The following is a 3,474-nucleotide window of genomic DNA, read 5'->3' as shown; positions in this document are numbered from 1 at the left end:
CAAAAGCTTCGTGCCTTACTTTCTTTGTGGCAATCAACCATTGCGTAGCAATCCCTTTCTGTGTTTTCCGTGCTTTCAGTGAGAAAAAGTTTTCAGTCATCAGTCGCAGTGTCAGTTTTGTCATTCCGCAAGAAGACGAAGTCGAAATAAGACACGAGCGATAGCGAACTGGCGAAGCAATCTCCCGCCTTGGCGGGCAAAACTTGAAACCTGAAACTTGAAACAAAAAAACTTTCATCCATTTCCATCTCACAACCAGCGAGTTAAAAAAAAGATTCAAAAAGAGTTTAAAAAAGATTTGGAAAGCCCAAAAAGAGTACTACTTTTGCACCCGCATTCAGAGCGACGTTCTAGAGAAAATTGAAGTTAAAAAAAATCTGTAAAAAGATTTGGTGGGAGAGAAAAAAGAGTAGTATCTTTGCCTCCCGCAAGCGACAAAACTGGGATTAGAAAAAGCAAAAAAAAAGAAAAATAAATTTTTTTTTCGAAAAGCTTGCCTAATCAAAAAGAAGTTGTACTTTTGCACCCGCTTAGATGACTAGCCTACGATTTTAATCGTAGGGTTATAGAAGAAAACAAGAAGACACGTTCATAGACATATTGAATTGACAGCACGATTAGACAGTAATGTTTAATCGAAAAAAAAGAGAGAGTAAGGTTAATCGAAAGATTAAAGAATATACCTAGTAAACTTCGTCTAAAAAAATGTAGCTAAGCAATTAGCTCGAAAAATATACGATGAAGAGTTTGATCCTGGCTCAGGATGAACGCTAGCGGCAGGCCTAACACATGCAAGTCGAGGGGTAGAAGGAGCTTGCTCCTTTGAGACCGGCGCACGGGTGCGTAACGCGTATGCAATCTACCTTGTACAGAGGAATAGCCCAGAGAAATTTGGATTAATGCCTCATAGTATATTGGGTCGGCATCGACCTATTATTAAAGATTTATCGGTACAAGATGAGCATGCGTCCCATTAGTTAGTTGGTAAGGTAACGGCTTACCAAGACGATGATGGGTAGGGGTCCTGAGAGGGAGATCCCCCACACTGGTACTGAGACACGGACCAGACTCCTACGGGAGGCAGCAGTGAGGAATATTGGGCAATGGAGGCAACTCTGACCCAGCCATGCCGCGTGCAGGAAGACGGTCCTATGGATTGTAAACTGCTTTTATACGGGAAGAAACACCACTACGTGTAGTGACTTGACGGTACCGTAAGAATAAGGATCGGCTAACTCCGTGCCAGCAGCCGCGGTAATACGGAGGATCCAAGCGTTATCCGGAATCATTGGGTTTAAAGGGTCCGTAGGCGGCCTTATAAGTCAGTGGTGAAATCTCCTAGCTCAACTAGGAAACTGCCATTGATACTGTAGGGCTTGAATTATTGTGAAGTAACTAGAATATGTAGTGTAGCGGTGAAATGCTTAGATATTACATGGAATACCAATTGCGAAGGCAGGTTACTAACAATATATTGACGCTGATGGACGAAAGCGTGGGTAGCGAACAGGATTAGATACCCTGGTAGTCCACGCCGTAAACGATGGATACTAGCTGTTGGGAGCAATCTCAGTGGCTAAGCGAAAGTGATAAGTATCCCACCTGGGGAGTACGAACGCAAGTTTGAAACTCAAAGGAATTGACGGGGGCCCGCACAAGCGGTGGAGCATGTGGTTTAATTCGATGATACGCGAGGAACCTTACCAAGGCTTAAATGTAGATTGACAGGACAGGAAACTGTTTTTTCTTCGGACAATTTACAAGGTGCTGCATGGTTGTCGTCAGCTCGTGCCGTGAGGTGTCAGGTTAAGTCCTATAACGAGCGCAACCCCTGTTGTTAGTTGCCAGCGAGTCATGTCGGGAACTCTAACGAGACTGCCAGTGCAAACTGTGAGGAAGGTGGGGATGACGTCAAATCATCACGGCCCTTACGCCTTGGGCTACACACGTGCTACAATGGTAGGTACAGAGAGCAGCCACAACGCAAGTTGGAGCGAATCTACAAAACCTATCTCAGTTCGGATCGGAGTCTGCAACTCGACTCCGTGAAGCTGGAATCGCTAGTAATCGGATATCAGCCATGATCCGGTGAATACGTTCCCGGGCCTTGTACACACCGCCCGTCAAGCCATGGAAGCTGGGGGTACCTGAAGTCGGTGACCGCAAGGAGCTGCCTAGGGTAAAACTGGTAACTGGGGCTAAGTCGTAACAAGGTAGCCGTACCGGAAGGTGCGGCTGGAACACCTCCTTTCTAGAGACACAAGAAGTTTCTGGGTAAAAGAAAATAATCAATAGATTGATTTTACTCTCGCTGTTAATTCAAATAATACAATTAAGCAAAAATACAGAGTCTCGTAGCTCAGCTGGTTAGAGTACTACACTGATAATGTAGGGGTCCCCAGTTCGAGTCTGGGCGGGACTACTATTTTATGCTTAAAGGAAATTCTAGGGGTTGAGTGAGCCGTTATAAGTACTGTTAACTAATAACTGTTAACTGACAACTAAAAGACGGGGGATTAGCTCAGCTGGCTAGAGCGCCTGCCTTGCACGCAGGAGGTCATCGGTTCGACTCCGATATTCTCCACAAGATAGTATCAAGACGATAGTATCAAGTATTAAGATTTGTCTTACTACTTAATACACTAGTCTTAATACGAAACAAAAGTTCATTGACATATTGAGATAAAACATTTAAAAAGTAGAAAATACGTAGAATCGTAATTCATTACGGTTTTATAAGAAAACGTAGAGACGTAACACTGTTACGTTTGTACAAGGTCTTATTGTGAAAACAACGAGACGGCACATAAGCAAAATAAGGGCGTATGGGGGATGCCTAGGCTCTCAGAGGCGAAGAAGGGCGTGATAAGCTGCGAAAAGCTACGGGGATTGGCACACACGAATTAATCCGTAGATACCCGAATGGGGCAACCCGGCATGTTGAAGACATGTCACACCGATAGGTGAGCAAACCCGCTGAACTGAAACATCTAAGTAGGCGGAGGAGAAGAAAACAAAAGTGATTCCGTAAGTAGTGGCGAGCGAACGCGGATTAGCCCAAACCAATGATGTTACGGCATTATTGGGGTTGTAGGACCACGACATTTCTTGCGGATTGAATTAGAACTACCTGGAAAGGTAGACGATACAGGGTGATAGTCCCGTATAAGTAAGAGAAGATAAGGATAGTGGTATCCTGAGTAGGGCGGGGCACGTGAAACCCTGTCTGAATTTGGCGGGACCATCCGCTAAGGCTAAATACTCCTGAGAGACCGATAGTGAACCAGTACCGTGAGGGAAAGGTGAAAAGAACCGTGAATAACGGAGTGAAATAGATCCTGAAACCATACGCTTACAAGCGGTCGGAGCCCACAAGTTGGGTGACGGCGTGCCTTTTGCATAATGAGCCTACGAGTTAACGTTGCTGGCAAGGTTAAGTGATTAAGTCACGGATCCGTAGCGAAAGCGAGTCTG

2 tRNA genes and 2 rRNA genes (1 of these 4 running past the window's edge) are annotated in these 3,474 nt (G+C 45.0%); all 4 read left to right on the top strand.

The features are described 5' to 3' along the window. Nucleotides 1-735: 735 nt before the first annotated feature. Nucleotides 736-2,251: ribosomal RNA gene (locus AC23MC_RS16345) — 16S ribosomal RNA — on the top strand. Between the two features lie 97 nt (nt 2,252-2,348). Beyond that, a tRNA-Ile gene (locus AC23MC_RS16340) sits at nt 2,349-2,422 on the top strand. A gap of 88 nt (nt 2,423-2,510) precedes the next feature. After that, nucleotides 2,511-2,584, top strand: a tRNA-Ala gene (locus AC23MC_RS16335). 220 nt (nt 2,585-2,804) lie between these two features. Next, nucleotides 2,805-3,474, top strand: a 23S ribosomal RNA gene (locus AC23MC_RS16330) (it continues 2,217 nt past the right edge of the window). The 16S and 23S rRNA genes sit together here with 2 tRNA genes alongside, the layout of an rRNA operon.

The sequence above is a fragment of the Flavobacterium sp. T50_26 genome (assembly GCF_057652995.1).
The sequence above is the reverse complement of the archived record's forward strand: the minus strand, read 5'-3'. Positions and strand labels throughout refer to the sequence as shown.